A 17,959-nucleotide genomic window follows, 5' to 3' on the forward strand; every position below is an offset into this window, starting at 1 on the left:
ACCTTGTACTTCTTATTCTACTTTCTTTGCTATTAGTGAATTGTTAATTATAACAAATAATATTTGATTTTTTATATGAAAATATCAAATAAGTACTTATGGTTTGATGATGATTAAGAACTATTGCTTTTAGTAACGGTTTCTATTTTTTTTAAATAAAAAAAATATCAGATAGATAATTCTATCTGATATTTAATATTATTGACTACTCATATATAAAGAGTAGAATATAAAAAGAAATAAATGTTGTTTTATTTTCCTTCCATTTTTTTCTTTAATTCAGCTAATCCGCCGATATCTCCTAAAGTAGTTTTTTCAACTTCTTGAGCTTTCTTTGCAGCAGCCTTAACATTCTTTTGTTCTTCCTCTCTAAAGATAGATGTATGAGAAACAACAATTCTACGATATTCTTTACTAAACTCAGTCACTTGGAACTTAACAGCATCTCCTTTTGCTAATTTACCACCTTCTTCTTTCTCAAGGAAACGAGTTGGGGCAAATGCTTCAACACCATCAGCAAAAACTACCGTTGCACCTTTATCATTCTTTTCTTTAATGGTACCATCGTGAATTGACCCTATTGCATACTTAGCTTCGTGTGCATCCCAAGGATTTTCTAAAGTCTGCTTATGACCAAGATTTAACTTACGATTTTCAACATCCAATTCTAGTACTTGAACTTCTAACTTATCACCAACCGTTACAAAATCAGATGGATGCTTTATTTTCTTAGTCCAAGATAAATCAGATATGTATACCAATCCATCAATTCCTTCTTCTAACTCAACAAACACACCAAAGTTAGTGTAGTTACGAACAGTTCCCGAGTGCGTAGAACCTACAGGGTATTTTGAAGTGATATCAGTCCATGGATCTGGATGTAATTGTTTAATACCTAAAGACATTTTACGCTCTTCACGATCTAAGGTTAAGATTTGAGCCTCAACTTCATCTCCAACCTGAACGAAATCTTGAGCTGAACGTAAATGAGTTGACCATGACATTTCAGATACGTGAATTAATCCTTCAACACCATCTTCTACCTCAACAAATGCACCATAGTCAGCTAAAACAACAACCTTACCTTTTACATTATCTCCAACTTTTAATTCTGGGTTTAATGCTTCCCATGGGTGAGCAGATAATTGTTTTAATCCTAATTGAATTCTAGACTTATTATCATCAAAGTCTAGGATTACAACGTTTAATTTTTGGTCTAATTCAACAACTTCGTTCGGATGGTTGATACGAGACCAAGATAAATCAGTAATGTGAATTAATCCATCAACACCTCCTAGGTCAACAAATACACCGTAAGAAGTTACATTCTTCACAACTCCTTCTAATACTTGTCCTTTCTCTAATTGACCGATAATTTCACGTTTTTGATCTTCTAAATCAGCTTCGATTAATGCTTTATGAGATACAACTACGTTTTTAAATTCATGGTTGATTTTAACAACTTTGAATTCCATAGTTTTTTCAACATACTGATCGTAATCACGGATAGGCTTCACATCAATTTGAGAACCTGGTAAGAAAGCTTCAATACCAAATACATCAACAATCATACCTCCACGAGTTCTACACTTAACAAAACCATTAACGATTTCTCCAGTTTCATGAGCATTGTTAACACGATCCCATGCTTTAATTACTCGTGCTTTTTTGTGAGATAGTACTAATTGACCAGAAGAATCTTCTCTTTTATCAACTAATACTTCTACTTTGTCTCCAACAGCTAAGTTAGGGTTATAACGAAATTCATTTAATGAAATTACTCCCTCAGATTTAGAGTTTATATCAATAATAGCATCACGGTCAGTAACACGAACTACAACACCTTCTATTACATCACGTTCATTTACGAAACCTACAGTTCCTTCTAAAGCTGTTTCAAATTCTTTTAATTTAGACTCATCAACTGCCTCAATACCTTCTTCGTACTTGTGCCAATCAAAGTTTGCTAAAAATTCTGCTGGATTTACAGCTTCCGCTGTTTTTTTTGTTTCTTCAGACATGTCTGAATGTTTTTGTATCTTTTTGTTAGCCAGATTTTAACAATACTAACGCTAAGAGAAATTAAACTTTTTTAAATAAAAATATACCCTTTTCAAATCTGTTATTGTAAAAAGGAGTGCAAATTTACGGATTTTTATTGTGAATCCATAAAAATTATTAGATCAATTACTTTTTCTTCATGTAAATATCTAACCATTCTTCTTATCTAAGAAAGAATAGTAAATATTTTTTCTCGTAATTTATCATAACCAAACAATACCTTGCAATAAAACACTAAAAAGCAACATTACCACTATTTTGTTGAGTATTTTTTCTTTTATTTAAACAATACAATGAATAAAATTTGACACCTATGTAAAATTAATTTAAGATTAAAGAATGAGACTGAGAAAAACAAGGGAAGAACTTTCAGCGGGATTTTACCCATATTAAGAAACTTCTTCAGAATAACGTTTGCTCAAAATAGTCTTAATCAGATTTGTCTAAAATATGTAGAATTGAAACTCAAAATAAACATTGAGACTCAAAAAAAAACACTTCAACAACAAGGGACAACTTTTTAGAAAAGGAAGGTGTAACATTTAGCTTAAAAGAGATTTTATTTCAAAAAAATTACTCTATTTTATTCTAATTCGCCTTATTTAAATCTTCCGCTAAGATATTTCTTAAATCTTTGCTCAAATTCATATATAGAATCTAAATCTTTCATTTAAGCATGTGGCTTTATTGTAATCAATTTTTTAAGGATAAAAAACATCACTATCAAGATTAATTCTTCAAACTCTTTTTCAGTCAAGAAATTATCAATTGCCTATTTTTTTCAGAATGATATTTTACTTTCATTTTTTGAGTTTGAGTTTGAGTTTTAATGATGTACAAGGGTTCTTGTATGGTGTCGTAGTATCCCGCAGGTTACTATGCACTATACACATTGTTATACTTATTTTTTACTTTCTATTATACCAATCTCCTTTTATCTTTCTCATTTTAATTAGATAAGGTGTAAGTGCTATCAACTCTAATCTTATATCAAAATTAACCCCATTATTATCTGATAAAAATGGTAATACTAGCATTACAATTGAGCAAGTGACAATTCCGATAATTGCGTCAATTATCGCAAGGTTAACCGCCCAATCTTTCTCAGTCCAAAGGCCAAAAGACACGGTTCCTTTAATTGCCAAAAATAGAATTATTAATAATCCTGTAATAGATAGTGTATTAGTTGTTTCTAAACCATATAGTGCAAGATTAAAATCAAGACCTATCGCCCCTAGTATTAAACCAACTGGTACTATTGCTCCGAAAACCATAAATATCCAAAGGAATATTTTTATCCAAACTGGCAGTAGTTTACGTCTTCTTTCTTTTGTAGATGATAAATCGCTATCTATTATTTCCGATTCTGTCATTTCGTCTTAATTAAGTATAACTAGCGGGGACACAATTGTGTATATTTCCGTTGCAAATATAAACGTTTACAGATGTTTAGGCCTAACAATAAAAATTTTCAATTTTTGATCACCAGTTTCAATAAATTTAGAACATAAAAAAATACGTCTTAAAAAATGCTTTTTGTAAATATACTTTTAACATTTCGTACAAAATATGTTTTAATGTAGTTTATTATTGTGGACTGACTGTTTTTATTTTTTTAGTCTAAATTGATTAATTTCGATTTCAAAAACCAATTCATCATTCCACTCAATTTATTCCCCCTTTACTTTCATAAAATTCAGCAAATACTTTATCCTTGTCAATTATTTCCAGAACAACACCTTCTACCCCAAATTTTAATTGTTTATTCAGATTTACAGTAAGTTCAATATTTTTATGGAAATACCTCCTTATTCAGAATTTTAATCAAGTCATTAGTTTTTTAATTCTTGAAAACAAATCTCCAAGTAAAATAATTTACTTTGTGTATCTCCTTTTTAAATAGTTACCAATTCTTTACCGAGTTCTTTTGTGTTCGTTTCAAAGCTTTTTGGGTCACTATACTTATCCTTATAATCTCAATCCCCGCAAAAAAATTGATGGCTTTTCTGAATTGAACCGACACAAATTTAACTTTCTAACTATCAACAAATAAACATAAAAAAACTATATTTCTATAATGAAAAAAAGTAACTTCTTTTTTGAATACATTTTTAAATTATTAAGACATTTATGGAGAATTATTTTCACAGTTCAATTACGTTAAAATAAATCTTATTAGTTCTATTTAAAGAATAGTATCTAAAATTATCTTATCTAATTAACTTTTTTTATGTCGATTTTAAACATGTTATTAAAAATATCGAAAATCTGTGCTGAATGTTTTTTTCGAACAGCTATTATGAATTTACAGCTAATTTCCATAGTTTGAGTAACAATTATCAAGTTACGTTCTTTGATGATTCTTTGAACTCTATTCATCATTTCATATTCAAACTTTAACTCAAAGCTTACATTGATTGTTTTATCTACAACTTGAGATGCTTCCAATGCCAATTGTGCAGATTTTCTATAAGCACTTATTAAACCTCCTACTCCTAATTTGGTTCCTCCGAAATAGCGCACTGAAACAATTAAAATATTAGTAACTCCAAAAGCTTGAATTTGACCATAAATCGGTTGCCCTGCGGAATTATTAGGCTCTCCATCATCATTTATTCTAAACTGTTTTTTCTCTTCTCCAATTTGCCAGGCATAACAATGGTGTCCAGCCGTAGGATGAACTTTCTTTAGTTCTAAAAGCCTCTCTTTTATATCTTTTTCCGTTTTAACAGGAAAAGCATAACCAAAGAACTTACTATTTCTATCTTTGAAAAGTGTTTCTTCAGAAGGAGCTTTAATTGTCTTATATGTATCGTCTTTTAAATTACTACTCATTACGCGATTGTGACAAGAATAATCCCTATAATAGCAAGAACAACTCCTATTTTATTTTTTAAACTAAAATTTTCCTTAAACATAAGAAGACCTAATAATGTTGAACATAACACTATCCCTACATTATTAATAGTGAATAAAGTAGAGCTCTCAAAATTCTTATTTTGAAGTGCCTTTACTAAAAATACTATTGAATAGTAGTTAGGTATACCTAGAATTAAGCCTGCATATAAACTTTTAAGTTCTAATTTTTCTTTGAAAACAAAATACCTTATTAATAATACTATTGATCCAAATAACGCTGCAAAACCAAATAAGCTCCCAGAAAAAAAATCGACATCGTTTTGAGAAACATAATTGGTCTCTACATATTTTAGAGTCGTGTCAATAACGCCTGATCCTAAAAACAATAGAATAGGAAATAATAAATTTCCCTTTTTATTATTTTCTGTTTCCTTAATTGAAGATAAGTATACGGCTAATAACGCTATGGCAATGCCTGCTATTTTTGATATAGAGGTACTTTCATTATATAAAATTATTCCAAAAGTTACAGGAATCACGACAGACATTTTTCCTGCTATTGATGCTACAGAGACACCATTATATTGAGCTGTTTTAGCCATCACAAAAAAAACAGTTATAAATAATGCCCCTAGCAAAAAAGCTCCTTCTGTCCATGGTTGATTTCCAATAGTTCCGATACTGCTAATAGTATTTGCGGAAAACATTCCTAGAAAAAATGCTACAAAATAATTAATTACAATTGCTTGGAGTGTTTTAACTTTATAAATATCAAAATACTTGAAAATTGCAAAAAGTGATGTGGAAAAGACTATACTTAAAATAATATGTATCATTTTATTATAATTATTTATTTATTTTTTAATTTATATCTTTCAGATTTAGGTAAAAAATCTATTACATATCGAGATAATTACACAGAATTAAATATTTCTATAAATCCGTAAGATATCATTTGACTTTGTTTTTTCTTCTTTTACTTCGCTATTTAAATAAGGTTTTTGTAGTCCTTCTTTAAACTCAATTTCTCCTGTAAATACTCTTGCTTCATCCCATAAATCATGATCAATAAACTGTTGTAATGTTTTTCTTCCTCCTTCTATAATAATAGACTGAATTTTATGTTTATTTAAAATCTTAATAATCTCAATCAATAGATTAGCAGAGAAATCAACAACTTCATAAACAATTTTTTCAGAATTATTATTCATAGATTTTTCGCAAATAACCACTGTCTTTTGGTCTCTAGAAAAAATATTGCTATTTAAAGGCAACGCAAGCTTCTTATCAATTACAAACCTTATGGGGTTATTTCCTTTCCAACTTCTAACACTTAATGATGGATTATCTAATCGTACTGTACTCGTTCCAACTAGAATAGCATGCTCTTGACTTCTCCATTTATGAACTAACTGTTGAGAGTATTGATTTGAAATCCAAACTGGCTTCAATTCATCTTTTGTTTTGGGCGCTATAAAACCATTTTTTGTTTCAGCCCATTTTAAAATTATATAAGGCCTTTGTTTGTTCTGCACCGTAAAAAATCGCTTGTGATGATCAAAGCAATCACTTTCAAGAATCCCTACGGTTACATTACAACCTGCTTTTTCCAGTTTTTTAATTCCTTTGCCTGCAACAAGTGAATTTGTATCAATACAACCAATTACAACATTAGGTATTTTCTTCGCTATAATTAAATCAGCACATGGAGGTGTTTTTCCATAATGAGAACAAGGCTCTAGTGTAACATATATTGTTGAGTTTTCCAATAAAGATAAGTTTCTGACTGAATTAATTGCATTCACCTCTGCATGCGGTCCACCATAAGGAGAAGTAACTCCTTCACCTATAATGCTATCCTCAAAAACGATGACAGCTCCTACACTAGGATTAGGTCTTGTATTACCAATTCCAATTTTAGCTAGTTGTAAACATCGATGCATGTACTTTTCGTGATCCAATTGAAAAATTTTTATAGTATAATTTTAACCTCTTTTTCTTCATCAACATGATAATTTGTTGAAAAATCAAATAATTTATAGATTATATCTCCTTTAAAACGAAGATTTATAGTTTTCTTTAAAAACGAATTTATAATGCCTTCCATTAATTTTCCTTTTTCAACTTTATGAATGTCTGATAAAGGAACAGTAACTCTGAATGGGACCGTAAACTTATCCATAATAGGTACTTTAAAATCTTCCGATTCGACTTTTCCTAATTTTACTTGATTTAAACTCACGTCAATTCCTTTAATAACAAGTTTACCTCCTACAAGGTTTGGATTATTAAATAATGCTTCACCTCCTAAAATAATATGTTTCGATGTTGATCGAATTAGACTTAAATTTTCTATTTTTATAAAAGTTGGAGCCTCATTTATTTTACAACTTGTAAAAATCAAAAAAAATAAAAAACAAGTAATTTTTATACCGTTCATAATTGTATTTTTTTAGGTAATTTGCAACGCAAAAATACTATATTCTTATGACTCCTTCAGATTTTATTATAAGAGAAATAAAGCCGAATGATAATATCGAAATTGCTCAACTAATTAGATCTGTATTAATTGAGTTTGGTGCGCCCAAAACAGGCACTGCTTTTGAAGATAAAGCAACAGATAAAATGTATGAAACCTATTTGAATTTAACAGGACACTATTATGTTATTGAGTATAATGGTAAAATAGTGGGAGGAGCTGGATATGCTAAACTTGAAGGAACAACTAAAAACATTTGCGAACTCCAGAAAATGTATCTATTACCAATTACAAGAGGTAAAGGGCTGGGAAGTTTATTAATTAAACATTGTTTAAATCAAGCAAAAAGAGATGGCTTTGAAAAATGCTATCTGGAAACAATGCCTTTTATGATTGCAGCACAAACACTTTACAAAAAGAATGGTTTCAAAAACTTAGATAATCCCATGGGGAATACAGGACACTATTCATGCAATGTTTGGATGATCAAAGATTTGAAATAAATGACTGTTAAAGAATTAAATTTATTATTCGAAGAAGAACTTTCTTCCATATATCCTAAAAACGAAATAAAAACCTTTTTTTTCATCGTTTTAGAAGAATTCTTAAACTTTCAAAGAATTGATAGTATTCTTCGAGCTAATGATATCATAAATAAGGAAAAACAACCCGTAATTCTATCCATAATAGAAAGATTGAAGCACGAAGAGCCGATACAATATATACTTGGTAAAACTGAATTTTATGGACTTCCTTTTAATGTAAATAACAAAACCCTAATACCAAGACCTGAAACAGAAGAATTAGTTGAATGGATTATTGAAGAGACTAAGAATATTGATACAGAATTAAATATTCTAGATATCGGCACTGGATCGGGATGTATTCCCATAAGTTTAAAAGTGAATATTCCAAAAGCCATCGTTACTACAATTGACGTTTCCAATGATGCCATAACTATTGCAAAACAAAATGCTGTACTTAATAATGTAGAAATTTCTTTTTTAAATATGGATATACTTAATAGTAAAAAACTTCCAGGCAACTATGATATTATTGTTTCTAATCCACCTTATGTAAGAAATCTTGAAAAAGGAGAAATGAAAAACAATGTCTTAAATAACGAACCTCACCTAGCGCTGTTTGTTGAAAACGATAATCCCCTTATTTTTTACGATAAAATATCAAAGCTGGCTTCAGCGTACTTAAAAAAAGAAGGAATGTTATTTTTTGAAATTAATCAATACTTAAGCAAAGAAACTTCTTCTCTAATAAAAAATAATGGTTTTCAAAATATTTCTTTAAAAAAAGACTTATTTGGCAATAATAGAATGATTAAAGCATCCTTTTAATCTACAATATTAAAAGGAGTAACAAAACATCTATTTTATTTGAATAAAAATCTGTTTCAACTTTTCTATTAATTGATGAATTTCTTCTATAGTATAACTAGCAAACCCCATTCGCATGGCGTTATGTTTTTTATCCGCCATATCGTAACGTTTCCAATCTCCCAATGAAAAATTATACTTTACCCCTTCTTTTTTAACCTCCTCTTAGGAAAAGTTTGAATTTAGTTTTACCCAAATAGCCATACCTCCTTTTGGAACATCAAAGGACAAATAATGTGAAAGCTCACTTTTGAGTAAGCTACAGAATAAGTTTCTTCGTTCTTCATATATCTTCAAGATTTTTCTAATATGTCTATCCAAATCTCCAGACTTAATAAATTCTGCAAATGTTAATTCAAGTATTGCATCACCTTGCCTGTCAACATAACCTCTAAATTTAGAAGCTTCTTTCACAAAAGCTTTAGAAGCTATTAAATAACCTATTCGAAAAACTGGAGCTACAGTTTTGCATACAGATCCTATATAAATTACATTTTTTCTATCATCATGACTAGCTAGAGGTAAAATAGGAGCGTGATTGTAGTTAAAATCGTAATCATAATCATCTTCAATAATAGCAAAACGATATTTTCGTGCCAAATTTAAAAGGTGTAGCCTTCGTTCAGCAGATAATGTAACCGTAGTAGTAGGATGATGATGTGAGGTAATATAAACCGCTTTTATAGATGTAGTTTTGCAAATTCTTTCAATTTCGGAAATAACAATTCCCTCAGCATCTACTAATACCTTTTTTAATGTAGCTCGAGTTTGCATAAAAGTGATATGCGCTGAAGAATAATTCGTCATCCCTACAACAACTGTGTCATTTTCCCTGAGTAATAATTGCGCGCTTAGCCAAATCCCCATTTGACTTCCTCTCGTTATTAAGAGATTATTCTTGGTTATTTTTAAGCCTCCTGAAGAATTTAAGTATTCTACTAATACCTATCTTAATCTTTCGTTTTCATAGGTAGAACCATAGGAAATATCTTTAAATATGTTTTTCCGTGCCGAAATACGTCGGTAAATCCTTCCTAGTTCAACGGTTGGAGCCAATCTTGTGTCGGAAACGCCATGATTTATTTTAATACATCCTTCATCATTAACACTTTTCTTTTCTGTTAATAATGGGTCTTTATAAAAAATAAAATCGGATCCTTCAGTAGTACCACGCTCTTCTTTTAAATTAGTAAATTCTTGTTGATTTAAAATGGGAAGATCTTCTTTAACAAAAGTTCTTTTCTTGGACATACTTATCACCCATCCTTGCTCTTCCAATTCTTCATAACATGACACTACTGTTTTTCTATGCACATTTAACAAATCACATAACAACCTAGTTCCTAACAGTTTTGTACCACTAGGCAAACTCCCTTTAGTTATTTAGAATAAACTAGTTTGCTAACTGTAAATATAGAGGTTGATTCGTGTTCTTTTTAAGTATAAACCTAGTTTTATATGGGGACATCTGGACTGCTTAATCTATTAATACTGGGCTAAACAATATTCCTTAAAAATAGTATTTTTGTTAACGAACATGAATTAATAACTAATCTTTTTAAAAAGCATGTCTAAACAACACTATTACAACGCAACTATAAAATGGACTGGAAATAATGGAACAGGTACCTCTGGTTATCGAGATTATGAACGTAGTCATGAAATTATTGTTAAAGAAAAAACAGTAATAAAAGGATCATCAGATCCTAGTTTTAGAGGAGATATAACAAAACACAATCCTGAAGATATGCTCGTTTCCTCTGTTTCCACTTGTCATATGTTATGGTACCTTCATTTATGCTCTGAAGCTGGTGTTGTTGTTATGGAATATTTAGATAACGTAACTGGAACTATGATTGAGACGAATAATGGAGGAGGAAAATTTACGGAAATCATACTACAACCTATGGTAGTTGTTCAAAAATCATCTATGATTGAAAAAGCAAATAATCTGCATCATAAAGCTAATGAGCTCTGTTATATTGCAAACTCCCTCAATTTTCCTGTTAGCCATATTCCAAAAACAAGCTGTTTAGAAAGTTAATGAAGCCTTAAGATTATAAAAATAAGCTATTACAGGTTTTAGACCTTTTGCAATTTGAAGTTAACGTATATACATCTTGTTGTGGTAATTTTGTAAAAAGACCTATTAAACCGAAAAGATATCTAAAAAACAATCCTCTTTCAACAATAAAAGTGTACTTACCAAAAGACCTTGATAAACTTAAAGAAACAATAAATCTTTTCAAAAAGATCAGGCCTAACGAAAGGTAAACAATATTTTTTTTATGTTAGAAATAAAATTAGCCAATCAATGAAATACCGAACTAGTCGCTTTATTAGGTAGAATAACCTACTCTGTGAATCTCATGGTCATTTCATAGAGAATACACAAGACCTATTTGAATAAAATAACGTGACTTCTCTATTGAAAAAATCGTAAAAGACCTCGTAACTAAAAACAACACCTACTTCATGCTTTACAATAATACTTTCCCTGTCGAATTTGCTAAAATAGTTTTAAATAAAAAAATGAACATGTTAACTCAAATAACTGTTGTAGATTGGAAAGAATATATACTGAATGAATTTATTCCTTAAAAACTAGGTCAACAAACCCTAGCCACTATTTTGAATAAAGCTTAAGAACTAAAATTCGACACTATCTGGTTAACAACTTATATTAATAATCATCGAACTGTTAAATTTTATCAAAAAAATGGGTTCTTGCAAGTCTGAAATTATTCTTTTCGTGTTGGAGAAACCGACTATGACAATTTCGATTTTTCAAAATCTTTGTAAATTAAAGAGTATTATAATTCATAAATTAAACAGGGTAAAAAGAGGCACCAAAAGAGCTGTACGCAACCAAGGTGAAATTAATAAAATAATTTATACAGAATTATTTTTTGGTTATGTAAGTTATACCTACGATGGCGTGACCATTAGCACCCCAATAAACTATGAAAGAATTGATTATAAAATTTATTTACATGACTCTAACGGTAACAGAATGTTACAATCATTACTTTTATTAGAAGTAATGAGTATTATCATTATCCATTTGGACGACCTGGTTGTTGCTCCTTAAATATTTAATCATTCGGTAAACTATCGCTCTGTCACAATTTTCAGTAATTCGAAAAAAATAGAGGATAATGAAAAGAAAGAGATTGCCTTAAAATACGTTCTTGATTGTGTGATTCCTGGAAAGTAAGATAGCTTGTCAGATTATCAATGTGGGTTGGAATTTTTCCTATAGTTCAAAAGGAAGTAGACCCAATCTCTGACGTGAAATTAATTCAAAACATTACCATTCCAACGTATGTCATAGAGTACTAACAAAAGCACAAATAATTTGGTATCTTAGCTGTAAAATATTTTTTAGTTAAGATGAAAAAACTATTGAAAATAATAGGGCTTTTACTATTAATTTTAGCAGTTGCTCTGGGTATTTATACGTATAGTAAAAATGAACCAATTCCAGAAGGTGAAGAAGGTAAAAAAGCTGATGAGTTAGCCCAAAAAATGTTGAAGGCTCTAAATTATGACGCTTATAAAACGACTCGCTTTATTGAATGGAGTTTTAGAGGAAAACATTTTTATAAATGGGATAAAGAATTGGATACGGTATCCGTTATGTGGGATGATAAACGCGTTTCTCTGCATACAAAAAATCCTAAAAGTAGTATTGTTTTCGTGAAAAATGAGAAAACAAATGCTCCTGATATACTTCAAAAAGCTATCGATTACTTTAATAACGATAGCTTTTGGTTAGTTGCTCCTTATAAAATTTTTGAACAAGGTATAAAAAGAAATCTCGTTAATTATAAAAACAACAAAGCCTTACTTATAACCTACACCACAGGAGGTTCAACACCAGGAGATTCTTACTTATGGATTCTAGACGAAAAAGGAAAGCCTGTTTCTTTTAAAATGTGGGTATCTATTATACCTGTTGGAGGTATGGAAGCTACATGGAACGACTGGATTACTTGTGAGTCAGGAGTCATACTCCCTTCGAAACATGATCTTTCTATTGGTAGTCTTGACATGGGGAATGTTAAAGGCTTCAATTAGTCAATTTAAAGGCAAAATCAAAAAAAACATCTTTAAAACACTTATATTCTTGGCTTTAGATGAAATCTATATTTCATTTCTCCCCCCCCCTCTCTTTCAACAACAAGAACTATTTTTTTATTAGGTTTTGTATGGAATAGTTCCGAAATAGACTCCAATGTATATTCATATCCAAATTTATTATTGATTTTTTTAATAATATCACCCGATTTAACTCCTGCTAAGTCGGCTGGAGAATCTTTTACAACACTCTGAATCCTAAAGGAAGGTTTAAATCTATATATATAATCACTTGCTAAAGAAACGATTTGTACACCATTACTTTTACTTCCATATTGGTCATACCCACCTCTTTCTTTTTTTTCCCTTACTAAATCTAGTCCATTATATTCTACATGTATGCCACTCATATTGTAATAAAAACCCTTTTTCAATGATCCCGTTTTTTTAAGAATTATTTTTTTATTAGGATAATCTATCCAAACCTTGAATCTTTTCAAAATCCCCCCACCAATACTACCATTTCTTTCTTTGAAATTTCTTGCATTATAAGTAGATAATGTGTCCAGAAAAGATGCTGTAGGTTTTTCTATTACATATTTTCCTATTTTTACTTTGTTAACCCTACTCCTTTTACCATAAATTATACCGCTCAAACCTTCTCCTAAAACATCAGAAAAATACTTTTTTGGTGTAATAATATTTTTATCAGTTCCTTCAAACATCCAAATTGCATCACTCCCGCCAGAATCAATTAGCATCTTAACAGGAATATTTTTATTAACACTATCTGTACTTACATAAATATTTATAAACGGTTTTTTTCTGTAAAATTCAATATCTAAACGCTCACAGGATCTGCATTTTGGAGGTTCATATTTTTTAGGATTGATAAGTGTTAATAGCCTATTCTTATAATTTATTTTTAAAATAATATCCTGTAAAAGGTCATAACCAATAATACCATGTATAGTTGTCCCCATTTTAGAAGATAAATTAAAAGTGTCATTGAGTATAACAAAAATATTCTGATTAAATCCCAAAATCTTATCTGTTCTAATTTCATTTCCTTTGGAATGGATTGCCTCAACAGGTTGTCCTGCTCCTAATCCCCGTATAAGAATTTTTTGAGTATTTTTTAATTCTAGGCTATCTCTTTGATTAAGGTTAAAAAGAATTGTTTTTCTAACACCTGTATCCAAAATAAATGAGAGATTCTTGCCATTAACTTGAAGAGGGAAGACAATTAAGTTATTAATCAATCGAAATTCAATAACCTCTTTTTCAGAGTTATTGATAAAATTAAATTGAGAACTGGCATTAGATACTGTAGCTAATATCAATATCAATAGAATTATTTTTTTATTCAAAAGTCTATAATTTAAGGATCTAATAAAGATACGATGATATTTTAAGATAATTTTAGTATGGTTCTTGTTTTGTCTTCTATTTTTTTTAAATAAAACACTATACCATTATCGAATTATTTTTGCAAATTTGCCTTTTAAACAACTAATTTTTTGAAAAATGCCATCTATTTCTAATAAAGGAAACGCAATGCCTCAATCACCTATAAGAAAACTAGTTCCTTATGCAGAGGCAGCAAAAAAAAATGGTACTAAAGTTTACCATTTAAACATTGGGCAACCGGATATCAAAACACCACAGGTAGCGCTTGATGCTGTAAAAAACAACTCTATTGAAGTCTTATCGTATGCTAGATCAGAAGGATCTGATACCTACAGAGCTAAATTGGCTAATTATTATAAAAAGAATGGAATTAATGTCAATGCAAATAATATTGTAGCTACTACAGGAGGGTCAGAAGCACTGCTATTTACTATTGGAAGCATTACAGATCCAGGTGATGAAATTATAATTCCTGAGCCTTTTTATGCTAATTATAACGGTTTTTCAACAGCTTCTGGAGTTACAGTAGTTCCTGTAATTTCTAAAATTGAAAATAATTTTGCATTACCTGCAATTGAAGATTTTGAAAAGTTAATTACAGCAAAAACAAAGGCTATCTTAATTTGTAACCCTGGAAATCCTACAGGCTATTTATACAGTAAAGAAGAACTTGAAAAGCTAAAGGAAATTGTATTAAAGCATGATTTGTTTTTAATCGCTGATGAAGTTTATCGCGAATTCACATACGATGGTGAAAAACACAACTCTGTGATGTCTATGGATGAATTGGACAAATATACAATCATGATTGACTCTGTATCTAAAAGATACAGCATGTGTGGAGCTCGAATAGGTTGTATTGTTTCAAAAAATAATGAATTTATTAATACTGCACTTAAATTTGCTCAAGCTCGTTTAAGCCCTCCAACCTATGCTTTATTGGCTAGTGAAGCAGCTCTAGACACTCCTGAAACATATTTTAAAGAGGTAATTGAAGAATATCAAGATAGAAGAAATATTTTAATTTCAGAATTACAAAAAATTGAAGGAGTTCGAGTGGCGTCTCCAAAAGGAGCTTTTTATTGTATTGTTGAATTACCTGTTGATAATACAGAGGACTTCGCTCAGTGGATTTTAGAAAATTTTAATCACAATAACGAAACTTTAATGGTAGCTCCTGCTGGAGGGTTTTATTCAACAAAGGGCGAAGGATTAAATCAAGTTCGCATTGCTTATGTTTTGAACAAAGAAGACTTAAAACGATGTGCAACAATATTAAGAGTTGCTCTTGAAAAATATAAGAATCAGTAAGTTTGGAAATACAAAAAAATATATCTCTTAAAAATTTTAATACGTTTGGTGTTCATGTGAATGCCAAACGTTTTATTTCAGTTAAATCATTATATCAGTTAAAAGAAATCTTAAAATTCGAAAAAGATATTTTTCTGATTAGTGGAGGCAGCAACATTCTTTTAACAAGGGATATTGATCAGCTTGTTGTTCATATAAACATAAAAGGACTTTCAATTGATAAAGAAAATAGTGATTTTGTTTATGTAACTGTTAATGCTGGTGAAAATTGGCATGATTTTGTATTATGGTGTATTTCTCAAAACTATGGAGGGGTTGAAAACCTTTCTTTAATCCCTGGAAATGTAGGGACATCACCAATTCAAAATATTGGTGCTTACGGATCTGAGGTTAAAGATGTTATAACTAATGTAACTGCCCTGGAAATAAGTACAAGTAAATTACATTCTTTTTCTAATGAAAGCTGTAAATTTGGGTATAGAAATTCTATTTTCAAAAACGAAAAAAAAGGAAAGTTTATCATTACTTCCGTAACTTTCAAGCTAAGTAAAAAAAAACATAGACTTAATACCCAATACGGTATTATTGAACAAGAATTAAACTACAGAAAAATAAAAGAACCTACAATTAAAGATATTTCAGATGTTATAATTAGCATACGAAAATCAAAGCTACCTGATCCTAGAAAAATCGGAAATAGTGGAAGCTTCTTTAAAAATCCAATCATTTCTTCAGATCAGTTTTATAAACTTCAAAAAAAACACCCAAATATTCCTTTTTTTGATATATCAAAAACACAGATAAAAATTCCTGCTGGATGGCTAATTGAGCAAATTGGTTTTAAAGGTAAAAGAATCGATAATTATGGAGTTCATGAAAAACAAGCGTTAGTATTAGTTAATTATGATAATGCCCTTGGAAAAGACATTTACAATCTAGCGATTACTATACAAAAAAAGATATTAGATACCTTTTCGATAAAATTAGAAATTGAGGTAAATATTATATAGATTACTTCTATAAATTTCTAAATTTAAATTGATTTAATAATATTTACTTATCTTTTAAGAGACTAAATATTGTTTTTTAATATGTACTACTTTGAATCCTAACAACTTGTATGATTTTTTGATCAGTGAGAAAATTCAGCTTGATAAATTATTTCTCTTTTTTCAAAATATCTATATGCTTAATAAGTCTTTGCATTTCAAAAGCTAACGTTCCATTATATACACCACGAATTCTTTTCTTTTTATCTACCAAAACAAATTTTTCTGTATGTAAGAACGTATTTTCACCACCACGCATCATAAAATTTTCATCTACAAAATATCCTTTTCTCGCTATTTCATATATATGGTCTTTTTTACCAGTAACTAAGTTCCATTTATAATTAATAACATTATTTTCTTCTGCATATTTTTTAAGTACGGAAACTGAATCGTGAAAAGGAGTTACTGAGTGCGAAATTAATAAAACTTCATCATCATTTATAAATTTTTTCTGGAGAACCTGCATATTTTTAGTTAACTTCGGGCAAATTCCAGCACATTTTGTAAAAAAAAAGTTAGCTATATAAATTTTATTATTATATGTTTTTTCCGTAATTAACTTGTTTTCTTGGTTGAAAAACTTAAATTCCGGTACTTTATGAATACTTTTATATTCATAACTTTCTTTAGAAATCCATTTCGGAGTCATCTCTGCTGAATTAAAAAAAGGTAACTTCGTTGTTTCTATTTTTTTGGTTCTTTGACAACTAAATACAACGATAAAAACGATAAAAATCTGTTTCTTAAGTCTATTCATTTATCTTATTTCTTGTGTAACATTCTTTTCTACCAATCATTCCATACCGCTGTCCATCTTTTACAGAATAATTTGCTTTTATTTCTCCATTAAATCCCCAAGACCTTTGACACCCATCTTCCTTACCATTCACAAAATTAAAAATACTTGCCTTTTGACCGTTGAAATACCATTCTTTTACTTTCCCATTGTAAATACCTGAAGCATTAAAATGATACTCAAATTTCTGAAGTCCATTTCTCCACCATCCTCTATGAATACCTGTTTTAACGCCTTTTGTATAAAATCTTTCTTCTGCCACTGTATTATTTTCATACTTGACAATTTCTTTGCCGTTTTTTTTACCTCTACAATACTTTGTAATAGTATACGTCAAATTCACTGAATCATATCTATTTAGCTTCCCTGAATACTTTTTTTTATTTAGAAATAGGAATCCATTTTTAATTACAAAATTATCTCTTGAATATTCATAAATCAAATTATTTTTATTTTCAATATTATGGAAAATAAGGAAGCAAGATATCAATACAACTAAAATTAAATTATGTACTCTCAT

General features: G+C 29.7%; 17 protein-coding genes and 1 pseudogene. 7 read left to right on the forward strand and 11 right to left on the reverse strand.

Features of this window, described 5'->3' with window-relative positions:
- Positions 1–251 precede the first annotated feature (251 nt).
- From rpsA to ACSIGE_RS01835, 6 genes are all read right to left on the reverse strand, one after another.
- On the reverse strand, positions 252–2,021 hold the full coding sequence (rpsA, locus tag ACSIGE_RS01810; RefSeq protein ID WP_440881087.1) for a 30S ribosomal protein S1: 1,770 nt from the start codon (positions 2,019–2,021) through the stop codon (positions 252–254).
- Between the two features lie 948 nt (positions 2,022–2,969).
- The gene (locus ACSIGE_RS01815; RefSeq protein ID WP_440881088.1) at positions 2,970–3,434 is read right to left on the reverse strand and encodes a hypothetical protein; all 465 of its coding nucleotides are present in this window, start codon (positions 3,432–3,434) and stop codon (positions 2,970–2,972) included.
- Between the two features lie 841 nt (positions 3,435–4,275).
- Positions 4,276–4,896, reverse strand: a complete 621-nt coding sequence (locus ACSIGE_RS01820) for an IMPACT family protein (RefSeq protein WP_440881089.1) — start codon at positions 4,894–4,896, stop codon at positions 4,276–4,278.
- A complete protein-coding gene (locus ACSIGE_RS01825) occupies positions 4,896–5,756 on the reverse strand; it encodes an EamA family transporter (RefSeq protein WP_440881090.1) in 861 nt (286 codons plus the stop codon). The genes ACSIGE_RS01820 and ACSIGE_RS01825 overlap by 1 nt, the downstream gene beginning before the upstream one ends.
- 87 nt (positions 5,757–5,843) lie before the next feature.
- The gene (ribD, locus tag ACSIGE_RS01830) at positions 5,844–6,881 is read right to left on the reverse strand and encodes a bifunctional diaminohydroxyphosphoribosylaminopyrimidine deaminase/5-amino-6-(5-phosphoribosylamino)uracil reductase RibD (RefSeq protein WP_440881091.1); all 1,038 of its coding nucleotides are present in this window, start codon (positions 6,879–6,881) and stop codon (positions 5,844–5,846) included.
- Between the two features lie 11 nt (positions 6,882–6,892).
- Positions 6,893–7,360 (reverse strand): LEA type 2 family protein, encoded by a 468-nt coding sequence (locus ACSIGE_RS01835; protein ID WP_440881092.1) that lies wholly within the window; start codon positions 7,358–7,360, stop codon positions 6,893–6,895.
- 47 nt (positions 7,361–7,407) lie between these two features.
- On the opposite strand from ACSIGE_RS01835, the gene ACSIGE_RS01840 reads away from it, so the two are divergent.
- Positions 7,408–7,902, forward strand: a complete 495-nt coding sequence (locus tag ACSIGE_RS01840) for a GNAT family N-acetyltransferase (RefSeq protein ID WP_440881093.1) — start codon at positions 7,408–7,410, stop codon at positions 7,900–7,902.
- Positions 7,903–8,751: a peptide chain release factor N(5)-glutamine methyltransferase gene (prmC, locus tag ACSIGE_RS01845; RefSeq protein WP_440881094.1), complete on the forward strand. Its 849-nt coding sequence runs from the start codon at positions 7,903–7,905 to the stop codon at positions 8,749–8,751.
- Between the two features lie 204 nt (positions 8,752–8,955).
- Here the strand turns inward: prmC and ACSIGE_RS01850 are convergent.
- Both ACSIGE_RS01850 and ACSIGE_RS01855 read right to left on the reverse strand, forming a co-directional pair.
- A pseudogene (locus tag ACSIGE_RS01850) lies at positions 8,956–9,720 on the reverse strand (PLP-dependent aminotransferase family protein); the annotation flags it as partial.
- A 15-nt stretch (positions 9,721–9,735) separates the two neighbouring features.
- Positions 9,736–10,158 (reverse strand): hypothetical protein, encoded by a 423-nt coding sequence (locus ACSIGE_RS01855; RefSeq protein WP_440881095.1) that lies wholly within the window; start codon positions 10,156–10,158, stop codon positions 9,736–9,738.
- A gap of 199 nt (positions 10,159–10,357) precedes the next feature.
- On the opposite strand from ACSIGE_RS01855, the gene ACSIGE_RS01860 reads away from it, so the two are divergent.
- The 3 genes from ACSIGE_RS01860 (at position 10,358) to ACSIGE_RS01870 (ending at position 12,870) form a co-directional block, all read left to right on the forward strand.
- Complete coding sequence (locus tag ACSIGE_RS01860; RefSeq protein WP_440881096.1) at positions 10,358–10,834, forward strand: OsmC family protein; 477 nt, start codon at positions 10,358–10,360, stop codon at positions 10,832–10,834.
- Positions 10,835–11,509: 675 nt separating this feature from the next.
- Positions 11,510–11,881 carry a hypothetical protein gene (locus ACSIGE_RS01865; protein ID WP_440881097.1) on the forward strand — a complete coding sequence of 124 codons (372 nt, stop codon included), beginning with the start codon at positions 11,510–11,512 and terminating at the stop codon, positions 11,879–11,881.
- A 302-nt stretch (positions 11,882–12,183) separates the two neighbouring features.
- Positions 12,184–12,870 carry a hypothetical protein gene (locus ACSIGE_RS01870; RefSeq protein ID WP_440881098.1) on the forward strand — a complete coding sequence of 229 codons (687 nt, stop codon included), beginning with the start codon at positions 12,184–12,186 and terminating at the stop codon, positions 12,868–12,870.
- Positions 12,871–12,911: 41 nt separating this feature from the next.
- On the opposite strand, the gene ACSIGE_RS01875 is transcribed toward ACSIGE_RS01870, so the two are convergent.
- Positions 12,912–14,240 (reverse strand): aspartyl protease family protein, encoded by a 1,329-nt coding sequence (locus tag ACSIGE_RS01875; protein ID WP_440881099.1) that lies wholly within the window; start codon positions 14,238–14,240, stop codon positions 12,912–12,914.
- A 157-nt stretch (positions 14,241–14,397) separates the two neighbouring features.
- Here ACSIGE_RS01875 and ACSIGE_RS01880 point away from each other — a divergent pair, with 157 nt between their 5' ends.
- Positions 14,398–15,591: a pyridoxal phosphate-dependent aminotransferase gene (locus ACSIGE_RS01880; RefSeq protein ID WP_440881100.1), complete on the forward strand. Its 1,194-nt coding sequence runs from the start codon at positions 14,398–14,400 to the stop codon at positions 15,589–15,591.
- Between the two features lie 2 nt (positions 15,592–15,593).
- The gene (murB, locus tag ACSIGE_RS01885) at positions 15,594–16,601 is read left to right on the forward strand and encodes a UDP-N-acetylmuramate dehydrogenase (protein WP_440881101.1); all 1,008 of its coding nucleotides are present in this window, start codon (positions 15,594–15,596) and stop codon (positions 16,599–16,601) included.
- 148 nt (positions 16,602–16,749) lie between these two features.
- On the opposite strand, the gene ACSIGE_RS01890 is transcribed toward murB, so the two are convergent.
- Positions 16,750–17,400: an SCO family protein gene (locus ACSIGE_RS01890; protein ID WP_440881102.1), complete on the reverse strand. Its 651-nt coding sequence runs from the start codon at positions 17,398–17,400 to the stop codon at positions 16,750–16,752.
- The gene (locus tag ACSIGE_RS01895; protein WP_440881103.1) at positions 17,393–17,959 is read right to left on the reverse strand and encodes a toxin-antitoxin system YwqK family antitoxin; all 567 of its coding nucleotides are present in this window, start codon (positions 17,957–17,959) and stop codon (positions 17,393–17,395) included. Before ACSIGE_RS01895 ends, ACSIGE_RS01890 begins: the two co-directional genes overlap by 8 nt.

Origin of the sequence: Tenacibaculum profundi, assembly GCF_052050075.1 — a bacterium.
Taxonomy (GTDB): domain Bacteria; phylum Bacteroidota; class Bacteroidia; order Flavobacteriales; family Flavobacteriaceae; genus Polaribacter.

Excerpts from the sequence above, each read along its gene's own strand:
- ACSIGE_RS01835 (WP_440881092.1), bottom strand. The coding sequence starts at position 7,360 with ATGAACGGTATAAAAATTACTTGTTTTTTATTTTTTTTGATTTTTACA.
- rpsA (WP_440881087.1), bottom strand. The coding sequence starts at position 2,021 with ATGTCTGAAGAAACAAAAAAAACAGCGGAAGCTGTAAATCCAGCAGAA.
- ACSIGE_RS01880 (WP_440881100.1), top strand. The coding sequence starts at position 14,398 with ATGCCATCTATTTCTAATAAAGGAAACGCAATGCCTCAATCACCTATA.
- ACSIGE_RS01825 (WP_440881090.1), bottom strand. The coding sequence starts at position 5,756 with ATGATACATATTATTTTAAGTATAGTCTTTTCCACATCACTTTTTGCA.
- ACSIGE_RS01895 (WP_440881103.1), bottom strand. The coding sequence starts at position 17,959 with ATGAGAGTACATAATTTAATTTTAGTTGTATTGATATCTTGCTTCCTT.
- ACSIGE_RS01820 (WP_440881089.1), bottom strand. The coding sequence starts at position 4,896 with ATGAGTAGTAATTTAAAAGACGATACATATAAGACAATTAAAGCTCCT.
- ACSIGE_RS01865 (WP_440881097.1), top strand. The coding sequence starts at position 11,510 with ATGGGTTCTTGCAAGTCTGAAATTATTCTTTTCGTGTTGGAGAAACCG.
- ACSIGE_RS01870 (WP_440881098.1), top strand. The coding sequence starts at position 12,184 with ATGAAAAAACTATTGAAAATAATAGGGCTTTTACTATTAATTTTAGCA.
- ACSIGE_RS01815 (WP_440881088.1), bottom strand. The coding sequence starts at position 3,434 with ATGACAGAATCGGAAATAATAGATAGCGATTTATCATCTACAAAAGAA.
- ACSIGE_RS01860 (WP_440881096.1), top strand. The coding sequence starts at position 10,358 with ATGTCTAAACAACACTATTACAACGCAACTATAAAATGGACTGGAAAT.
- ACSIGE_RS01890 (WP_440881102.1), bottom strand. The coding sequence starts at position 17,400 with ATGAATAGACTTAAGAAACAGATTTTTATCGTTTTTATCGTTGTATTT.
- prmC (WP_440881094.1), top strand. The coding sequence starts at position 7,903 with ATGACTGTTAAAGAATTAAATTTATTATTCGAAGAAGAACTTTCTTCC.
- ACSIGE_RS01840 (WP_440881093.1), top strand. The coding sequence starts at position 7,408 with ATGACTCCTTCAGATTTTATTATAAGAGAAATAAAGCCGAATGATAAT.